Source organism: Erwinia sp. INIA01, from assembly GCF_025947915.1.
Lineage (GTDB): Bacteria > Pseudomonadota > Gammaproteobacteria > Enterobacterales > Enterobacteriaceae > Erwinia > Erwinia coffeiphila.
On sequence record NZ_JAPDNC010000013.1, the window covers coordinates 110,715 to 130,409 of the forward strand.

Annotated in this window: 16 protein-coding genes; 6 read left to right on the top strand and 10 right to left on the bottom strand. The window is 57.7% G+C overall.

The annotated features are described in order from the left end of the window. Window positions 1-258 precede the first annotated feature (258 nt). A complete protein-coding gene (argF, locus tag OMR58_RS21255) occupies window positions 259-1,266 on the bottom strand; it encodes an ornithine carbamoyltransferase (protein ID WP_105592973.1) in 1,008 nt (335 codons plus the stop codon). Between the two features lie 158 nt (window positions 1,267-1,424). Between argF and rraB the strand changes: the two genes are divergently transcribed. Further along, window positions 1,425-1,850, top strand: coding sequence for a ribonuclease E inhibitor RraB (gene rraB, locus OMR58_RS21260; RefSeq protein WP_105592974.1), 426 nt, complete (start codon window positions 1,425-1,427; stop codon window positions 1,848-1,850). Window positions 1,851-1,914: 64 nt separating this feature from the next. Next, the gene (gene miaE, locus OMR58_RS21265; RefSeq protein ID WP_105593111.1) at window positions 1,915-2,676 is read left to right on the top strand and encodes a tRNA isopentenyl-2-thiomethyl-A-37 hydroxylase MiaE; all 762 of its coding nucleotides are present in this window, start codon (window positions 1,915-1,917) and stop codon (window positions 2,674-2,676) included. Window positions 2,677-3,331: 655 nt separating this feature from the next. Here miaE and OMR58_RS21270 read toward each other — a convergent pair. Further along, a complete protein-coding gene (locus OMR58_RS21270) occupies window positions 3,332-3,841 on the bottom strand; it encodes a GNAT family N-acetyltransferase (protein WP_264546858.1) in 510 nt (169 codons plus the stop codon). A 221-nt stretch (window positions 3,842-4,062) separates the two neighbouring features. On the opposite strand from OMR58_RS21270, the gene OMR58_RS21275 reads away from it, so the two are divergent. Together OMR58_RS21275 and OMR58_RS21280 are read left to right on the top strand one after the other, a co-directional pair. After that, entirely contained in the window at window positions 4,063-5,250 is a 1,188-nt protein-coding gene (locus OMR58_RS21275) for a YjgN family protein (RefSeq protein WP_264546859.1), read from the top strand. A gap of 2 nt (window positions 5,251-5,252) precedes the next feature. Continuing rightward, window positions 5,253-6,269: a M48 family metallopeptidase gene (locus OMR58_RS21280; RefSeq protein WP_264546860.1), complete on the top strand. Its 1,017-nt coding sequence runs from the start codon at window positions 5,253-5,255 to the stop codon at window positions 6,267-6,269. Between the two features lie 890 nt (window positions 6,270-7,159). Here the strand turns inward: OMR58_RS21280 and OMR58_RS21285 are convergent. From OMR58_RS21285 to pepA, 3 genes are all read right to left on the bottom strand, one after another. Beyond that, window positions 7,160-10,015: a valine--tRNA ligase gene (locus OMR58_RS21285; RefSeq protein ID WP_105592978.1), complete on the bottom strand. Its 2,856-nt coding sequence runs from the start codon at window positions 10,013-10,015 to the stop codon at window positions 7,160-7,162. A gap of 6 nt (window positions 10,016-10,021) precedes the next feature. Beyond that, window positions 10,022-10,480 (bottom strand): DNA polymerase III subunit chi, encoded by a 459-nt coding sequence (locus OMR58_RS21290; RefSeq protein ID WP_105592979.1) that lies wholly within the window; start codon window positions 10,478-10,480, stop codon window positions 10,022-10,024. A gap of 131 nt (window positions 10,481-10,611) precedes the next feature. Then, window positions 10,612-12,123, bottom strand: a complete 1,512-nt coding sequence (gene pepA / locus OMR58_RS21295; protein WP_264546861.1) for a leucyl aminopeptidase — start codon at window positions 12,121-12,123, stop codon at window positions 10,612-10,614. A gap of 268 nt (window positions 12,124-12,391) precedes the next feature. Here pepA and lptF point away from each other — a divergent pair, with 268 nt between their 5' ends. Together lptF and lptG are read left to right on the top strand one after the other, a co-directional pair. After that, window positions 12,392-13,492, top strand: coding sequence for an LPS export ABC transporter permease LptF (gene lptF / locus OMR58_RS21300; protein WP_264546862.1), 1,101 nt, complete (start codon window positions 12,392-12,394; stop codon window positions 13,490-13,492). After that, window positions 13,492-14,568, top strand: a complete 1,077-nt coding sequence (lptG, locus tag OMR58_RS21305) for an LPS export ABC transporter permease LptG (RefSeq protein WP_205066572.1) — start codon at window positions 13,492-13,494, stop codon at window positions 14,566-14,568. The genes lptF and lptG overlap by 1 nt, the downstream gene beginning before the upstream one ends. A gap of 179 nt (window positions 14,569-14,747) precedes the next feature. On the opposite strand, the gene OMR58_RS21310 is transcribed toward lptG, so the two are convergent. Genes OMR58_RS21310 through OMR58_RS21330 form a run of 5 tightly spaced genes read right to left on the bottom strand, consistent with a single transcriptional unit; the run spans window position 14,748 to window position 19,657 of the window. Beyond that, on the bottom strand, window positions 14,748-15,761 hold the full coding sequence (locus OMR58_RS21310) for a Gfo/Idh/MocA family protein (protein ID WP_264546863.1): 1,014 nt from the start codon (window positions 15,759-15,761) through the stop codon (window positions 14,748-14,750). Continuing rightward, window positions 15,758-16,645 (bottom strand): sugar phosphate isomerase/epimerase family protein, encoded by an 888-nt coding sequence (locus OMR58_RS21315; protein WP_264546864.1) that lies wholly within the window; start codon window positions 16,643-16,645, stop codon window positions 15,758-15,760. Before OMR58_RS21315 ends, OMR58_RS21310 begins: the two co-directional genes overlap by 4 nt. A gap of 17 nt (window positions 16,646-16,662) precedes the next feature. After that, window positions 16,663-17,493, bottom strand: coding sequence for a carbohydrate ABC transporter permease (locus OMR58_RS21320; protein ID WP_264546865.1), 831 nt, complete (start codon window positions 17,491-17,493; stop codon window positions 16,663-16,665). Continuing rightward, window positions 17,493-18,410, bottom strand: a complete 918-nt coding sequence (locus OMR58_RS21325) for a carbohydrate ABC transporter permease (protein WP_200546584.1) — start codon at window positions 18,408-18,410, stop codon at window positions 17,493-17,495. The genes OMR58_RS21320 and OMR58_RS21325 overlap by 1 nt, the downstream gene beginning before the upstream one ends. Before the next feature lie 32 nt (window positions 18,411-18,442). Continuing rightward, window positions 18,443-19,657: an ABC transporter substrate-binding protein gene (locus tag OMR58_RS21330; RefSeq protein WP_200546585.1), complete on the bottom strand. Its 1,215-nt coding sequence runs from the start codon at window positions 19,655-19,657 to the stop codon at window positions 18,443-18,445. Between the last annotated feature and the right edge of the window lie 38 nt (window positions 19,658-19,695).

Genomic DNA, 19,695 nt, shown 5'->3' on the forward strand with positions numbered 1-19,695 from the left:
TCACTCTCCTCTACGCGTGCCGGTACTGAAAAAAGGACAAAAAAAAGCCCCTCAATGAGGGGCTTTCTTCTGATGATCGGTCTTGCAACGGAAGGAAAAACGGCACTGCCCGCCTGTGTACAGACGTGGGTGAACGGTGATGTTGATAGCGTTCTGTGGCATGGTTCCTCCCGGCAAACGGGGGGCATTATACGCATTCGAAACGGCACGGCAAGTGAAAATCGCGCGCCGGGTAATCGTTTGCCTCCCGCCGGATTACTACAGTTTTGCCAGCGTCGCCACCATCACCGCTTTGATGGTATGCAGACGGTTTTCCGCCTGATCGAACACTACGCTGTGCGCAGATTCAAACACCTCATCGGTGACTTCCATACCGCCGTGCAGATCGTACTGTTGGGCCATCTGCTGGCCCAGCGTGGTTTGATCGTCGTGGAAAGCGGGCAGACAGTGCAGGAACTTCACCTGCGGATTACCGGTCAGTTCCAGCATCGCCGTATTGACCTGATAGCTACGCAGCAGCGCAATACGTTCGGCCCAGACTTCTTTCGGCTCGCCCATGGAAACCCAGACGTCGGTATAGATAAAGTCAGCGCCTTTTACACCCGCCGCAATGTCTTCGGTCAGGGTAATTTTGCCACCGGTTTTCTCTGCCGCTGTGCGACACTCTTGCACCAGCTTTTCATCCGGCCAGCAGCCTTTCGGCGCTACCAGGCGCAGATCCAGACCCACCAGCGCCGCCGCTTCCAGCATGGAGTTACCCATATTGTTACGCGCGTCACCAACGTAGGCGAAGGTCATCTGGCTGAAGGCTTTCTCCGGCAGATGTTCCTGCATGGTCAGCAGATCGGCCAGCAGCTGGGTCGGGTGGAACTCATTGGTCAGGCCGTTCCATACCGGCACCCCGGCATGTTCAGCCAGCGATTCCACCAGCGCCTGGCCGTGGCCGCGATACTGAATACCGTCATACATCCGTCCCAGCACGCGAGCCGTGTCCTTCATCGACTCTTTGTGGCCGATCTGGCTACCGCTTGGGCCAAGATAGGTGACGTTAGCGCCCTGGTCGTAAGCGGCAACTTCGAAAGAGCATCGGGTACGGGTCGAGTCTTTTTCGAAGATGAGCGCAATATTCTTGCCTTTCAGATGCTGAATTTCTTCACCGTTTTTCTTATCGGTCTTAAGCGTTGAGGCCAGAGCGAGTAAGCCGTTGATTTCGGCGGGGGTAAAATCCAGCAGCCTGAGGAAATGACGTTGGTACAGATGACTCATAAAGCACTCCAGGTAATCTTTAATGAATTTAAATTCAATCTAACCGTATGAATATTCATTTTCAACCCCGGCGTGCAGAAACTTTTGTATAAAGGTAGTGGCGCAGAGGGCGCTGTGGGAAAATAATCAAACAAGACCCATAAATTAAGGAACGGATCATGGCTAATGAAGCATTTTTGGCTGAGCAGCGTGAAGAGACGCGGTTAATTATCGAAGAGCTGCTGGAAGACGGTAGCGATCCTGATGCGCTGTATACGATTGAGCATCATTTTTCCTGCGACAGCTTTGACGCGCTGGAGAAGGCGGCGGTAGAAGCGTTCAAACTGGGTTATGAAGTCACCGAGCCGGAAGAGCTGGAGCTGGAAGACGGCACCACCGTAATGTGCTGCGATATCCTGAGCGAAGGCGCGCTGAACGCGGATCTGATCGACAAGCAGGTTGAACAGCTGGTGGATCTGGTGGCGAAATTCAACGTTGACTACGACGGCTGGGGCACCTACTTCGAAGATCCTGATGCTCAGGACGAAGATGAAGACGGTGAAGATGAGGCAGACGACGAGGAAGATAACGGCGTACGTCACTAATCCCGCATAGTGCACGCCGCAGGCTCTCTGCGGTGTGCTGATTCTTTCCTTTCTGGTCCGAATGATGAATATCGAACATCTCCTTGCTCCCATTCACGGCTTCCTGCTTTGCCGCACACCGCAGGCGTGGATCGACGAAGCGCGTAAACCGCAAAATCTGGCCCTGCTGCTGACCGATCATCTGGTCTGTGAGCTAAAAGCGGCACAAACCGCCATGTGGCTGATCCGTAAGTACGTGGCCGATAAAGCCAGCGGCGATGCGCTGCTGGCGTGGCTGAAGCCGTGGGAAAACTTTGTCCACAATTCGCACAGCGACCTGACGTTTCTTGAACAGCACCGGGCGCTGTCTAAAACCATTATTACCCGCGAAGAAGCGCCCTACGGTGACGAGCTGGTGGATAAGATGGTGCTGCTGATCAAAGAAGAGCTGCATCATTTTTATCAGGTGTTGGAGATTATGCAGGCGCGGAATATTCCCTATGCGAAAATTACCGCCAGCCGCTATGCCAAAGGGCTGCTGCGAGAAGTCGCCACCTATGAGCCGCAGACGCTGGTGGATAAGCTGATTTGCAGCGCCTATATCGAAGCGCGTTCCTGCGAGCGCTTTGCCAGCCTGGCGCCGTATCTGGATGACGAGCTGTCGGCCTTCTACGTCTCGCTGCTGCGTTCGGAAGCGCGCCACTATCAGGATTATCTGGCGCTGGCGACGCTGATTTCCGGGCAGGATATCAGCGCGCGGGTACGGAAGTTTGGTGAAACCGAAGCCCGCTTAATCAGCGAGCCGGATAGCGAACTGCGTTTCCATAGCGGGATGCCGGATTTTTAATTTATCGCAGGTTAGCTGGTTAGCTGGTTAGCTGGTTAGCTGGTTAGCCTGGGAATACGGAGAGCGGCCTCTGCGGCTGCCGGACGGTCCTCGCGCCGCTTCGCGGTGCCTTCGGCTTCGGCTGCGGGCCTTTCGGATCGGCGCAGAGCGGGCGTCCTGCCCGCGCTGCGCCTGAGCCCAGCATCCCTGCTGGTCTCTCCGGTCCCACAGCCTGCTCCTCAGCGCTTCGGATTGTCAGTCAGCCGCAGAGGCCGCTCTCCCTTCACACAGGGTGCGCGTTTTTCCAGTAACGCAGACTTTATTTGCTGATGGGCTGTTGGTTGGTGTGTCCGTTTTTCATGCAACGCAGACGTTATCAGCGGACTGGCGGTGGCTTCGGTCGGTGCATCCGCAGCGCTGAACAGAGAGAGGAAGCCAGGATTCGCCCACACGGACGTGGGCGAAAGGCACGGTCTGGGCAGGAAGCCCAGTCTGTGGCGGTCCGACAGGCTGACGAACGAAGAGAAGGGACCGCAACGCGGCGCGAGGACCCGCCCGACCGAAGCCACCACCAGTCAGCGAGAGCACTAAAGTTCAGGCGACTCAGGCAAATAACATCAAATCTTAATCAACACCATTCAGCGAAAGCACCAGCGTTCAGGCGACTCAGGTAAAATTAAAGCGCCTTCAGCATTGTGACTTCACAATCCACATGCCCGGTATAGCCCATCGGGCCATCGATATGCTGAAAACCAAGATGCTCATACAGACGAATCGCGCGCGTCAGTGACGCGGTGGTTTCCAGATAGCAGCGTTTAAACCCACGCTCACGGCCAAACTCCAGCGCCTGCAATGCCAGATTTCGTGCCACGCCAAGACCGCGAGCCTCCGGCAGGAAATACATCTTCTGCAATTCGCAAACGTCCGCATCACCACCCTGCAACGGAGCCAAACCGCCACCGCCAACCACCTTACCTTCCACTTCTACCACCCAGTAGGCGCTGTTCGCCTCACTGTACAGCTCATACAAACGATCGAGGTTCGGGTCGGAAACCGTATAGCCTTTATCCGCCGTTAAACCAAATTCAGCAGAAACCGTACGGATCACCGCAGCAATATGGGGATTATCAGCAAGCGTAATCGGACGTACTTGCACAGTCAGGGTAGATTGAATCGCGGTTGTCATAAATCAGGCTCGTAGCAGTTCGGCAGCAGGTAAGTGTAATAACATTGCTGAGGCGATGATGCAATGCGCGGATGAGTGATCTCCCGGCAATACCAGGGTTAATCTTAATGATAACTATTCCATTGTTTGGCCATCGGCACCATGATTAAATAGCAGGCAGTTATACCGCTTTCATATTCTGAATTATTATTTAGCTCTCTTATTTTCAGGAAGAAAATCTAATGGAAAACAATACCTCGCATTCTCAGCGCCATCCGGTTCTGTTTCACGGCCGCGCCGGTGAATATTTCTCAATCTGGTTAGTCAATGCATTACTGACCATGGTGACGTTAGGGATATATTCTGCCTGGGCCACCGTACGCCGCCGTCGCTATTTCTATGGTAATACTGAAATTGCTGGCGATCGTTTTGATTATCACGCCCGGCCAATCAACCTGCTTATTGGCCGTATTATTGTTTTTATCGGTCTGGTACTGTTCTTTATTATTTCCTCTATCTCCCCGACCCTGACTCTGGTAGCGATGCTGGCCTTCTTTGCGCTCATCCCGTGGATCATAATCCGCAGCTGGCGCTACAACGCGCTGATGAGCAGCTTCCGCGGTGTACGCTTTAACTACCACTGCCGTATTGGTCGAGCATACTGGACGATGTATCTGGCACCGGTGCTGATGGTTTTTGCACTGTTACTGGTGGTCGGCATGATCGGCGCGGCAGGTGCGACCAGCGGTAATATCAGCACCACAATGACCGTCGGCGTGATTTGCTTCGTACTGTATCTGGTGGGGCTGGCGGCAATACAGGGGACTGTTGCTGCGCTGAATCACGATCTGTATATCAATAATATGGCATTTGGTCAGCTGTCGTTTAAAGCCGAGCTGAGCAAAAAGACATTTATTAAAATGGTATTGATCAGCTTCCTGATTATGCTGCCGTTCCTGATTATCGGTGGCCTGTTGATTGGTTCTCTGTTTGCCTCAATCATCTATGCTTCGGCAATGGGCGTTAACGATCCGGAGATGCTGGGTAATATGATGGCCGGCAACGTGCTGAATATTTTCCTGACCTTCCTGGTCATTCTGTTCGGTGGTTTAGTCTCCTCAGCTTATTTAGTGGTGGCTCAACGCAATTATGTTTTCGGCCAGACCCGGCTGGGCGATAAGCTGCGCCTGAAGTCAACGCTGTCGACGGGCGCTTTCCTGGCTCTGACGCTGACTAACACGCTGATCGTGATCTTCACCCTTGGACTGGGTGCCCCGATTGCTGAAATCCGCCTGGCGCGCTATCTGGCTAACAGCACCGAGCTGGAGGGCGATATTTCGCTGGATGAAGTGATGGCCCACCACGATTCGACCCGTACGGCGGTGGCGGAAGAGGTGGTTTCTGCTTTCGATCTGAATGCGGGAATCTGATTTTGCAGCTTAACGGCTACTATCAATCTCCCGGACGGGCAGCTCGCGAGGCTGCCCGTCTCACGTTGTATGAGCGGCACCTGGTACTGGACCGCAACGGGCAGCAGCAGATTATGTTACTCAATGCGATTTCGGTATCCGATGCGCTGGGTAGCATCCCCCTGACGCTGAGCTTTTCCGACGGCGGGCGCTTTGTGCCGGATGATGATGCGGCGTTTCGTCAGTGGTGGCAGCAGCGCCATCGTCCTGGCCTGGTTCATCGTCTGGAGCGTCATCGTCGCGGCGTCGGGCTGACCCTGCTGGCGACGCTGGCCGCTATCGCTCTGTATGTCTGGGTCATCCTGCCTGCCGCCAGCAGCGCGCTGGCTTCAAATATGCCGGCTTACGTGGAGCGGCAGGTGGGGCAGCAAACTCTGACGCTGTTGCAGAGCAGCGGCTTTAGCGACGGCAAACTGACGCCGGAGCAGCAGCAGCGCATGGATCGTCTGTTTAGCCGTGTTATTCCCGGTGAGATGAAGCAGGACGCGGTTCCGCTGCGGTTGAAGGTTATGCATTTCGACGGCGGCGCGAACGCCTTTATGCTGGCGGACGGTACGCTGGTGGTCAGTGATGATCTGGTGCGCATGGCGAAAAGCGACGATGCGCTGGCGGCGGTGATGCTGCATGAGATTGGCCATCATCATTACCGCCACCCGATGCGGATGCTGGTGCGTTCGTCGCTGATATCGCTGAGCTATATGTGGCTGACCGGTGACGTCAGCGGCATTAGTGATACGCTGTTACAGTCGGCTGCTTTCGTGCATCAGATGCAGTTTTCGCGCGGCATGGAGCGGGAAGCGGATGCGTATGCGATTGCGCAGATGAAGGCTCAGGGGCGGTCGCTGTCGGCGATGGCGGAAATTTACGGTCAGCTTCAGCAGTCGGGCGAGAAGGAGAGTCGCGGGCTGAGTTTACCAGAATGGATGAGCACTCACCCGGATATGCCGGAGCGAATTAAGGTGATTCGGGCGGCGGAATAGGGTACAGGCTCCGGTGTCTGGCTGGCGGGCTGTACTCCCGGTCGGGTCGGTCCTCGCGCCGCTTTGCGGTCCCCTCGCTTCGTTCGTCAGCCGGACGGATCGGCACAGACGCGCGTCCTGCGCGGCTGTGCCTTTCGCCTGCGTCCATGCAGGCGAATCCTGGCTTCCTCTCTGCACTCAGCGCTGTGGATTGCCCGATCGTGAGCACAGCCCGCCCGCTTAGTCGCTCAGGAGCAGGCTGCAGGAACGATTATTGCGGCTCTGGCTGCTTGCGTGTGCGTCCGTGCTGGCGAATCCTGGCTTCCTCCCTGTACTCAGCGCTGCGGATTGCCCGACCGCTGAGTGACTTCATTGTCGTTTTCAGATTCTAAGAGATGAGTGATGAGACTTCTTTTCACACTCAGTGGCCATGTTCCAACTACGGAAGTGAAAGCGTAGAGGGGTAACCGTTTTTTGCTATTAAACGGTACTTTAAAAGCCAGCAGGATGGATGAAGTGGGCCCGTCCCGGCGGCCGGTGGGCAATCCGCAGCGCTGAGGTGCAGGCAGCAGGCCCGGAGGCGACAGCATGGATGCGGGCGCCAGGCCAGGCGCGGGCAGGACGCCCGCTCCTGTCCGGTCCGAAAGGCCGGATGCCGTAACCGAAGGCATCGTGCGAAGCACGGCGCGAGGACCGCCCGCAGACCGCCGGGACGGGCGCACATTCCCCAAACCTGCAGCAGCTTCCTAAACCCAGCACATCCGCTAAACCGAGAGTGTTCCCTCAACGCACAGCCTCATTTGCTGCCAAAATCGTGCCTGCATCACCACTCTTCCGGCAGCCGTAAAACGCCAAAAAAAAACCGCCATCAAAAGACGGCGGTTTTTCATCATCAGACTCGCTGAGAAAACTTACAGTGCGGCAATCACGCCCTGCTGTTCGATCAGCTTGATCTTAGCCTGCTCGAAGTCAGCCAGACGCTCGCGCTCCTTGGCGACAACCGCTTCCGGCGCGCGGGCAACAAAACCTTCGTTACCCAGCTTGGCGGTAATCTTCTCCATCTCAACGTCAATCTTGCCCACTTCCTTCGCCAGACGCTCCAGCTCGGCGTTTTTATCCACCAGTTCGGCCATCGGGATCAGCAGCTCGGCACCGTCAACCAGCTTGGTCACCGACACCGGACCTTTATCACCGGCTGCCAGCAGCTCCAGCTTATCCAGACGCGCCAGCGTCTTCAGGAAGTTGTGGTTTTCGTTCACGCGGCGAGCCGCATCATCGCTGGCACCGCGCAGCAGCACATCCAGCGGCTTGGCCGGAGAGATGTTCATCTCGTTGCGAATATTACGCACCGCGACAATCGCCTGCTTCAGCCACTCGGTATCCGCCATCGCCACCTCATCCACGCGAGCCGCGTCAAACTCCGGCATCGGCTGCAGCATAATGGTGTCGTCGCTGATGTTCTTCAGCACTTTCACACGCTGCCAGATGGTTTCGGTAATGAATGGAATAATCGGATGCGCCAGGCGCAGCAGGGCTTCCAGCACCGTCACCAGCGTATTACGCGTGCCGCGCAGCTGGGCTTCAGTACCGCCGTTCATCACCGGCTTAGCCAGCTCCAGATACCAGTCGCAGAACTGGTTCCAGGTGAACTCGTACAGAATACCGGCAGCGATATCAAAGCGATAGCTGTCCAGCGCGTCACGGTAGGCTTTCACCGTCTGATTAAACTCAGCCAGTATCCAGCGATCCGCCAGCGACAGCTCCAGTTCGCCGCCGTTGAAGCCGCAATCGTGCTCTTCGGTGTTCATCAGTACAAAGCGGCTGGCGTTCCACAGCTTGTTACAGAAGTTGCGGTAGCCTTCCAGGCGCTTCATATCCCAGTTGATGTCGCGACCGGTCGAGGCCAGCGCCGCCAGAGTAAAGCGCAGGGCATCGGTGCCGTGTGGCTCAATGCCGTTCGGGAACTGCTTCTCGGTGCGCTTGCGGATTTTCTCCGCCAGCTGCGGCTGCATCATATTGCCGGTACGTTTTTCCAGCAGGTCTTCCAGCGAAATACCGTCAACCATATCCAGCGGATCGATAACGTTACCCTTCGACTTGGACATCTTCTGCCCTTCGTCATCGCGGATCAGGCCGGTCATATACACGGTTTTGAATGGAACCTGCGGCTTGCCGTCTTCGTCTTTGATGAAGTGCATGGTCAGCATGATCATGCGCGCAATCCAGAAGAAGATAATGTCGAAGCCGCTGACCAGCACGCTGGTCGGGTGGAAGGTGCGCAGCGCTTCGGTATTCTCCGGCCAGCCGAGGGTAGAGAAGGTCCACAGACCGGAAGAGAACCAGGTATCCAGTACGTCTTCGTCCTGGGTCAGCACCACGTCGTCGGCGATGTTGTTTTCCGCGCGCGCTTCCGCTTCGTTACGTGCCACATAGACGTTGCCTTCAGCATCGTACCAGGCCGGAATGCGGTGGCCCCACCACAGCTGACGGGAGATGCACCAGTCCTGGATATCACGCATCCACGAGAAGTACATGTTTTCATACTGCTTAGGTACGAACTGGATATCGCCGTTTTCTACCGCTTCTACCGCGACTTTCGCCAGCGGTGCGGTACGCACGTACCACTGGTCGGTCAGCATTGGCTCGATGACCACGCCGCCGCGATCGCCGTAAGGTACGGTCAGATCGTGAGGTTTGATTTCATCCAGCAGGCCCAGCTCGTCCATGGCGGCCACAATGGCTTTACGCGCGGCAAAGCGCTCCAGCTTCTGGAACGCCTGCGGGATCTCTGTGCCGTGGTCGTCGCACTCTTCGCCGTTGGTATCAAACACCTGAGCGGATTCGCGGATATCACCGTCGAAGGTCAGGATGTTGATCATCGGCAACTTGTGGCGGCGGCCCACTTCGTAGTCGTTAAAGTCGTGCGCCGGGGTGATCTTCACGCAGCCGGTGCCTTTTTCCATATCGGCGTGTTCATCGCCAACGATTGGAATACGGCGGTTAACCAGCGGCAGCACCAGGAACTTGCCGATCAGATCTTTATAGCGCGGATCTTCCGGGTTCACGGCCACGCCGGTATCACCGAGCACGGTTTCCGGGCGGGTGGTAGCGACGACCAGATAGTCTTTACCGTCGGCGGTTTTCACCCCGTCGGCCAGCGGGTAGCGCAGGTGCCACATTGACCCTTTGGATTCGCGGTTCTCCACTTCCAGATCGGAGATGGCGGTACGCAGTTTAGGATCCCAGTTGACCAGGCGCTTGCCGCGGTAGATCAGGTTCTCTTTATGCAGGCGCACAAACACTTCTTTCACCGCGTTGGACAGGCCTTCATCCATGGTGAAGCGCTCGCGCTCCCAGTCAACCGAGTTGCCGAGGCGGCGCATCTGGCGGGTGATGGTGCCGCCGGACTCTTCCTTCCACTGCCAGATTTTTTCGATAAACGCGTCACGGCCGTAGTCCTGACGGGTTTTACCTTCTTCGGCAGCGATTTTGCGCTCAACTACCATCTGAGTAGCGATACCGGCATGGTCGGTCCCCGCCTGCCACAGGGTGTTTTTCCCCTGCATACGCTGGTAGCGGATCATGGTGTCCATAATGGTCTGCTGGAAGGCGTGACCCATATGCAAGCTACCGGTGACGTTCGGCGGCGGGATCATGATGCAGAAGCTTTCCTGGCTGGTATCGCCATTTGGTTTGAAGTAGCCCTGCTTTTCCCAGTGCTCGTAAAGCGGCTGCTCGATATCTTGCGGGTTATATGTCTTTTCCATGTTCTGCTATGTCGTTGGTGGCAAGGGCGGCGTTGCCGTATTCAAGTGGAATCCAACGCTGCGATACACTTTGTAGCGATCGCGCGCCAGCTGTTTCAAAGATTCTTCATAGGGTACGAAGTCTATCACTTCATAGAAAGCGGTGGCAAAATCTGCAAACTGCGGCAGCAGGCTGATCAGCAGATCGCGCGGTGCATTGCCCCGGCGCTGCGGCCAGGCCAGTTCGACCGGCGCGCCGTATTTCGGGCCCTCACCGGCCAGATTATGCGGCACAAAGGCGCTGGCGGGGCGTTGCCACAGGGCCTCGTCCAGCCGGATAGCCTGCGCTTCGTCTTCACAGGCTATCAGCACGCGTTTGCCGTCACGCCAGCGGGCCTCCGCCAGATCGCAGACCAGCGCTTCCTGCGCGCTCAGCCCGCCGACCGGCGTATCGGTTTCCAGCAGATAGAACGTTGCGTTTTTCATGCATCAGGCCTGGTTGGAGAAAAAACAGCAACGGCGGATTGGAGTCCGCCATTGCAGGGTTATGTCATCAGCCGCGGGCGAAGTGTGTCTCCGCCCCGGCGGGAAGCCGTATCGCTTCCCGCTCGATGCTGTTAATCGTCGCCGTTCAGACCGGCGCGGTTAAGCAGGAACTGAGACAGCAGCGCGACAGGGCGACCGGTTGCGCCTTTCGCTTTACCGGAGCGCCATGCGGTTCCGGCAACGTCGAGGTGTGCCCAGTTGTACTTACGGGCAAAGCGCGCCAGGAAGCAGGCGGCGGTAATCGCTCCGCCTGGACGGCCACCAATGTTTGCCATATCGGCAAAGTTGGAGTCCAGCTGCTCCTGGTACTCGTCGGCCATCGGCAGACGCCACGCGCGGTCACCGGCCTGTTCAGACGCGCTGATCAGCTCGTGCGCCAGCGGATTATGGTTCGACAGCAGGCCGCTGATATGGTGGCCCAGCGCAATGACGCAGGCCCCGGTCAGCGTCGCCACGTCGATCACCACTTCCGGTTCGAAGCGCTCAACGTAGGTCAGCGCATCGCACAGCACCAGACGGCCTTCGGCGTCGGTATTCAGCACTTCTACCGTCTGGCCGGACATGGTGGTCAGCACGTCGCCCGGACGATAGGCGCGGCCACCGGGCATGTTTTCACAGCCCGCCAGCACACCCACCACGTTCAGCGGCAGATTCAGTTCAGCGACCATGCGCATCACGCCGTACACCGAGGCCGCGCCGCACATATCGTACTTCATTTCATCCATCGCTTCGCCCGGCTTCAGCGAGATGCCGCCGGTATCGAAGGTAACGCCTTTGCCGACCAGCACGATCGGGCGCGCTTCCGCATCCGGGTTGCCTTTGTACTCGATAACCGACATCAGCGATTCATTCTGCGACCCGGCACCGACGGCAAGGTAGGCATTCATCCCCAGCTCTTTCATCTGCTGTTCGCCGATGACGCGGGTGGTGATGTTTTTGCTGTAGGCATCCGCCAGCTGACGCGCCTGCGAGGCAAGGTAAGCCGCGTTACAGATATTCGGTGGCATATTGCCGAGGTCTTTCGCCGCCTTCACGCCGGCAGCAACCGCCAGACCGTGCTGGATTGCGCGCTCGCCGCTGGTCAGCTCGCGGCGGGTTGGCACATTGAATACCAGCTTGCGCAGCGGGCGACGCGGCTCAATCTTATTGCTTTTCAGCTGATCGAAGCTGTAGAGCGTCTCTTTCGAGGTTTCAACCGCCTGGCGCACTTTCCAGTAGGTGTTGCGCCCTTTAACGTGCAGCTCGGTGAGGAAGCAAACGGCTTCCATTGAACCGGTGTCGTTCAGGGTGTTGATGGTTTTCTGAATGACCTGCTTGTACTGGCGCTCGTCGAGCTCCCGCTCTTTGCCGCAGCCAATCAGCAAAATACGCTCAGAGAGAATGTTTGGCACATGGTGCAGCAGCAACGTCTGCCCCACTTTCCCTTCCAGTTCACCACGGCGCAGCAGGGCGCTGATGTAGCCATCGCTGATTTTATCCAGCTGTTCAGCAATCGGTGACAGCCGGCGCGGTTCAAATACGCCCACCACAATACAGGCACTGCGCTGTTTTTCCGGGCTACCGCTTTTTACACTGAACTCCATGCACTCTCCTGAATCTTAAAGACAACGGCGCTTGCTGCGGCTAGTATATGTCGCTTGCGTAACGAAATGTGCCGTTGCGTAAACGTCGTTTAGTCACGAACGTCAGATTGAGTTTCGGTGATAATTTTTTGTTTTTTCATCACCAGAACGCGATTTATTGCCATACTATTTTAGCTATGACAGGGCCATTGATGAGAAAAAATGGCGTATAAGCGATGAAACTAGCGATTTTCCTGCAAAAAGACAAGTTTTCACAGGCGTATTCAGCGTGATCATCATTAGATATCTGGTTCGGGAAATGCTCAAAAGCCAGCTGGCAATCCTGTTCATCCTGCTGCTGATCTTCTTTTGCCAGAAGTTAGTCAGGATTTTAGGAGCCGCGGTTGATGGCGAAATCCCAACAAATTTAGTACTGACATTATTGGGCCTTGGCGTGCCGGAAATGGCACAACTTATCCTGCCACTGAGCCTGTTTTTAGCCATTTTGATGACGCTTGGCCGGTTATACACCGAGAGTGAAATCACCGTGATGCACGCCTGCGGTTTGGGCAAAAACGTGCTGGTCAAAGCGGCGATGGTGCTGATGCTGTTTACTGCGCTACTGGCGGCGGTAAACGTCGGCTGGCTTGGCCCCTGGTCATCGCGCCATCAGAACGAAGTGATGCAGAACGCCAAGGCCAACCCCGGTGCGGCAGCCCTGGCGGCGGGGCAGTTCCAGCAGTCCTCCGACGGCCAGTCGGTGCTGTTTATTGAAAACGTGAAAGGCAACAGCTTTGACAGCGTTTTTCTCGCGCAGCTGCGGCCGAAAGGCAATGCCCGCCCGTCGGTGGTGGTGGCCGATCATGGTCATATGAATCAGCGCGCGGACGGCTCCCAGGTGGTGACGCTGGACAACGGTACCCGCTTTGAGGGCACCGCCATGCTGCGTGATTTCCGCATTACCGATTTCAAAAACTATCAGGCCATCGTCGGCCATCAGACGGTCACGCTGGACCCGAACGATTCGGAACAGGCCTCGCTGTTAGCCTTGTGGCAGTCGGATAAAGCCGATTTCCGCAGCGAGCTGCACTGGCGTCTGACGCTGATCTTCTCGGTGCTGGTGATGGCGCTGATGGTGGTGCCGCTTAGCGTGGTCAACCCGCGTCAGGGGCGCGTGCTGTCGATGCTGCCCGCCATGCTGCTGTATCTGGTGTTCTTCCTGCTGCAAAGCTCCCTGCGCTCCAGCGGTAGCAAAGGCCGCATCGATCCGGCCGTCTGGATGTGGGCGGTTAACCTGGGCTATCTGGGCCTGGCTGTGCTGCTGAATATGTGGGATACGGTGCCGATGCGTCGTCTGCGCGCGCGGTTTAACAAGAGAGGCACAGTCTGATGTTTGGCGTTCTTGACCGCTATATCGGTAAAACGATATTCAACACCATCATGGCGACGCTGTTTATGCTGGTGTCGCTCTCCGGCATCATCAAATTTGTCGATCAGCTGCGCAAAACCGGGCAGGGCGAATACACCGCCGCCGGGGCCTGGCTGTATACCATGCTCAGCGTGCCGAAAGATATCGAGATCTTCTTCCCGATGGCGGCGCTGCTAGGTGCGCTGCTGGGCCTGGGTACGCTGGCCCAGCGCAGCGAGCTGGTGGTGATGCAGGCATCCGGCTTTACCCGCCTGCAAATTGCCGCTTCGGTGATGAAAACGGCGATTCCGCTGGTGCTGCTGACCATGGCCATCGGTGAATTTGTTGCGCCGCAGGGCGAGCAGATGGCGCGTAACTACCGCGCTCAGCAGCTGGTGGGCGGCTCGCTGCTCTCCACGCAGGGCGGGCTGTGGGCGAAAGACGGCGATAACTTTATTTTTATCGAGCGTATTCGCGATGATAACCAGCTGGCCGGGATCAGTATTTACAGCTTTAACCACGATCGTCGGCTACAGTCGGTGCGCTATGCGGCCTCGGCGAAATACAACGCCGAGAAAAAGGTGTGGGAGCTGGCGCAGGTTGACCAGTCGGACCTGACCGATCCGGAACAGGTGAAGGGCAGCCAGACGTTGAGCGGCGAGTGGAAAACCTCGCTGACGCCGGACAAGCTGGGCGTGGTGGCGCTGGACCCGGAAGCGCTGTCGATCCGTGGCCTGTATAACTACACCAAATACCTTGAGCAGAGCGGGCAGACGCCCGGCCGCTATCAGCTGAATATGTGGAGCAAAATCTTCCAGCCGCTGTCGGTGGCGGTGATGATGCTGATGGCGCTGTCGTTTATCTTCGGCCCGCTGCGCAGCGTGTCGATGGGCTTTCGCGTGGTGGTGGGGATTAGCTTCGGCTTCCTGTTCTACGTGCTGGACCAGATTTTTGGTCCGTTAAGCCTGGTTTACCATATTCCGCCGCTGCTGGGCGCGCTGCTGCCAAGTGCCGCGTTCTTTGCGGTCAGCGTGTTCCTGCTGCTGAAGCGGCGATAGTGCTGGCGTAGATATTGTGTGACAAAGAAGGGCCGGTATTTCCGGCCCTTCTCGTTTCTCGTTTACAGACTGTTCCAGTTCCAGTTCCAGTTCCGGCCTCAGCTCCTGCCCCGGCTAACTCTGCCGCAACGGCTGATTATGGCGGCGATCGTCCGCTCTTGATCCAGTCTCAGCCCCCGCTATTTCTGCCGCAGCTGCTGATTAATCGCGGCGATCATCCGCTCCAGATTCTGCATTGCGCGCACGCCGTCCTCAATGGTCGGTGCCTGGCTGCTCTCGCCCTTCATCCCGCGGAACACATCGCGCAGCAGCGCGTGGTAGCCCTTATGATCCTCATTGGCGGCGGCGGTAAAGTTCGGCGTCCAGCACAGGGTATCGCTGGCGTTATCCAGCCGCGCCAGCTCATCCTCGGCCTTAAACGGCGGGTCGCGGTGCCAGGCGACGTTAATCACGTTATCCACCTCAATGCGCTGGTGGTTGCCCATCACGGTGATGTTTTCCATCGGCGTGCCGCGCGACTGCACGGTGCCCATCACCAGCGTACCGATCGCGCCGTTGGCAAAGGCCATATTCAGATGCGCCAGCAGATGGCCGGGGCGATGCTCCAGCGCTCTTGCCTGCAAATCAACGATTTCCGCGCCGACCAGCCACGGCATCAGATCCATATAATGCACGCAGTGATGCAGGTAGAAACTGGTGTAGTCCACCGCACCGGTAAAGTAGCCCGGCGCGGTCATATAGTTACCCTGGAAGCCGAGCACGTCGCCGAAGTCGCCGCTGCGCAGTACGTTTCTGGCAATCTTGTTGCCAGTAGAATAGCGCTTCATAAAGCCGACGTAGGCCGCCACGCCGGTACTGCGGGAGGCAGCGGCAATCGCCTGCGCGCCCTCGGCGCTGCCGCCCGGCGGCTTCTCAATAAACACCGGCAGCCCGCGCTTCAGCGCCGCAATGGCAAACTCCTCGTGCTGCTGCGGACCCACCGCCATGCCGATAGCATCCAGCCCCGGGTGCGCCAGCAGCTGTTGAAAATCGCTGTAAACCGCCGAGACGCCGTAGTGGCGGGCCACGTCCTGCGCGGCCTGTGGATTCAGGTCGCAGACTGCGCCCAGAGTCACGTTGTTCGGTGCCAGCTGCGGCAGCAGCATCTGCGTTGCGTGTCGGCCGCAGCCGACCCAGCCAATGGTTAAACTCATCCGGCCACTCCTGCAAAGGTTAAAGAGGATTTCACCAGCGCCAGCCCGGCGCGTAATTTTTCTGATTCATCTTCATGCGGCGCGCGCCAGTGGGCTATCGGCAGACCGACCCGCCAGTCGTCGCGGCGGAACGGTTCCAGCGACACCGGGCCGCGATAGTCGACGTCGTGCAGGGCGCGCATCACCTCGGCCCAGTTGACGTGGCCGGTGCCGGGGAAGCCGCGATGATTTTCATTGGCCTGGAAGTGGACAATGCGCGAACCGGCAGCGCGGATCGCCCCCGGCAGGCTGCTCTCTTCCATATTCATATGGAAGGTATCCAGCAGCAGCCCCAGCGCCGGATGGTCAACGGCGTCCACCACCTCAATCCCCTGCGCCACGGAGCAGACGATATCGGTTTCAAAACGGTTCAGCGGCTCCAGCGCCAGCGCCACGCCGCCGTCTGCGGCCTGCGGGGCCACCTGGCGCAGGGCGCTGACGGTGGCTTCAAGGCGGCGGGCAATCTGCGCATCATCGGCCGGGGTGGGCGCACGCCCGGCGAACACCAGCGGTTCACCGTACAGCGGGCCGCCAACGATGGTGGCCCCCAGCTGCGCGGCGCTGTCGATGCAGTAGCGCAGGTAGTCGATACCGCCCTGGCGCGCGGCGGCGTTTTCACTGGCGATGCTGCGCTGCATATTGACCCTGGCCGCCAGCACCACGCCCAGCCCGCTGTCGGCCACCGCCTGGCGCACCTCGTGCAGATTAAGCTGGTCTTCCGGCTCGGGAACCAGCAGCTCGATAAAATCGAAGCCCAGCTCGCGGATATGGCTGAACAGCGACAGATCCTTGCTTAAAAACGGACGAACAAACTGCATTGAAATAATGCCAACCGGGTTATTCATTACATCCTCCTGCGCCGTCAGCCTTTGACTGCGCCTTGTGTCATGCCACTGATTAAACGTTTTTGTACGATAAGGAACAGCACGGTGGCGGGCAGGGCACCGATAATGCCGCCCGCGCTGAGCAGTCCCCATTCGATCTGGTATTCGCCGATCAGCTTTTGAATGGCGACGGTAATGGTTTTGACGTTGCGCCCGCCGAGGGTCAGGGCGTAGAGATACTCGTTCCAGGCGGTGATAAAGATGTAGATACCGGTGGCGACCACGCCCGGCGTGCAGAGCGGTAGCACCACTTTCCACATCGCCTGCAGGCGGCTACAGCCGTCGGTCATCGCCGCTTCATCCACCGATTTCGGAATGCCGTTGATGTAGCTGGTCATCATCCAGATAGAGAACGGGATGGCGACGGTGGAGTTGGCGATAATCAGCCCCAGATGCGAGTCCAGCAGGCCGATCTGCTTCATCAGCACAAACAGCGGCAGGATCAGCAGCACCACCGGAAACATATTGATCACCAGGAACTGCATCAGCAGCACCCGCTTGCCGCGAAAGTTAAAGCGCGAGAAGGCATACGCCGCCGGGATACTCAACAGCAGGCCGAGCACCACGGTGCCGCTCGCCACGATGGCGCTGTGCATCATGTTTTCCAGAAAACCGACGCGGGCAAACAGGTTAGTGAAGTTCTCAAACGTCGGATGGCTGATACCCGGTCCGGTGGTAAACAACCGCTCTTTTGGCGTGATGGCGGTGAAGAACATCCAGATATAGGGGCCGAGCGTGAAGGCGAGGATCGCCAGCATCGGCAGATGTATTGTCAGCAAACGCCTGGGCAGAGATTTGTTAATTACCATTATGCAACCCTCCGCATGGTGCGGCGCAGGTAGATCACGACCAGAACCAGCAGCATCAGGGTGAAGCTGACCGCCAGCGCCGAGCCGTAGCCGAAGTCCAGATTGGTGCGCGCTTTGATAAACGAATAGAGCGGCAGGGTGTAGGTGGAATAGCCGGGGCCGCCGCCGGTCATCACGAAGATCACATCGATCGAGTTAGCCACCCAGATAATGCGCAGCAGCACGGCGGTCAGCAGCACGCCGGAGATCCCCGGCAGGGTGATGTGCCAGAACTGCTTCCAGCGCCCGGCCCCGTCCAGCGAAGCGGCTTCATAATAGCTCTGCGGAATCGACTGAAGCGCGGCGAGGATCATCACCGTGAAGAACGGGAAGCCCTGCCAGGTCAGCGTCAGGATCACCGCATACAGCGCGGTGTCCGGGTTCGACAGCCAGCCGATCGACGTGGTGATCAGCTTCATGCGCAGCAGGAAGTCGTTCAGCACGCCGTAGTTCGGATCGTAGATCCACGCCCACATCAGCGCAATCACCACGCTGGGCAGCGCCCACGGAATGATGATCAGCGCACGGGCCAGCGGCCGCCAGAAAAACTGCTGGTTAAGCAACAGCGCGGTAACCAGTCCCAGCAGCAGCTGGGCGGGAATGGTCACGCCGATCCAGATCGCCGTGTGTTTCAGTGAGGTCCAGAACACCTCGTCGGCAAACATCTTGTACCAGTTATTCAACCCGCTGAACGTAAACGCCTTTGGCTTCCACAACACGTAATCATGAAAGCTCATCCACGCGGCCTGCACCATCGGCAGGAAGACAATTGCCAGCGTCACCAGCACAGCGGGAGAGAGCAGCGCATAGGGCAGCACGCGCCTGGCCAGCCCGGTACGGCGCAGCCGGGGCGGGGCGAGAGAATTTTCCATCACCATAATCACACCTCAAAGTGGCAGTTCGGCCCTTATTACTGCGGGCTGAACAGGGATTCGATTTTGCGGTTCATCTGCTCAACGGTGATCTGCCCCAGCATCGCCTGCTGCATGTTGACCGGCCAGACGGTGTTGATGAAGTCAGAGAGCTGCGGCGTATTCGGGTAGTCGTGGGCGTCCGGCAGCGAATTGACGGTGGCGTCGATAAAGCGCTGCGGATGGGTTTTCCACGTTTTGGTGTCGCTTTTGGTCACCGGCAGCTGCCCGGTGGCGCGGTTAAACTGCGCGTTGTTTTCGTGGCTGGAGAGGAAGGCGATCCACTTCCACGTCGCCTCTTTGTCGGCGGCGGTAGCGAAGATGGCGTTAGATTCCACGGCGATCGGTGCCCAGCGTTTTTCATTACACGCAGGCAGCGGCACGGCGGAGACTTTATCGCCCAGCACCGCCACCAGATCGTTGGCCGAGCCGATATGGTGGATGGTCATCGCGGTTTTGCCCGCTTTAAACGCGCCGATAATGTCCTTAAAGCCGTCGGTGGTGGCGGAAGGTGGGAACTCACCGGCCTTGTAGGCATCGACAATACGCTGGCTGGCCTGTAGCACGGCCGGTTTGGTCAGCCCGCCCTTGCTGAATTCGCCACCGGCCGGCATCACCAGCGGTGCCCACATATCCTGGCCGCCGACGCCGCCGCGGAATCCAAAGCCGTAAATATCGGTTTTGCCGTCGCCGTTCGTGTCCTGAGTTAATTTCTTAATATCGGCATAAAACTCATCACAGGTTTTTGGCGGCGTCAGTCCGGCCTTCTCGAAATAGTCGGTGCGGTAATAGAGGTAGGAGACGATATATTGCACCGGCAGGTAATACTGTTTATCCATGCCGCCACGGGCGATATCCACCGTATTTTCCAACAGGTCGCCTTTGCCGGACCATTTATTGATGTAGTCATCCAGCGGTTCCAGGGCTTCCATCTCGTGCAGGCGCGGCAGGGCGAAGCTTTTCACCATCGCGGCATCCGGCGCGTTGCCGCCCACCAGCGAGGTATAAAGATTATCGTAATAGCTGTTCCACGGAATATTCTCCGCGTCGATCTTAATTCCCGGGTTGGCTTTTTCGAATTTGCTAATTAAATCCGACATGGTGTTGTCGGCATTATCCAGGTGATACCAGTAGTGGACGGTGGCGGCCTGGCTGGCGGTAGCCGACAGGCAAAGGGAGGCCGCTAACGTCAGCGATGACATTACTCGTTTCATTTCTTGTGCTCCTGATTATTTTATAAGTTTGCAGGATA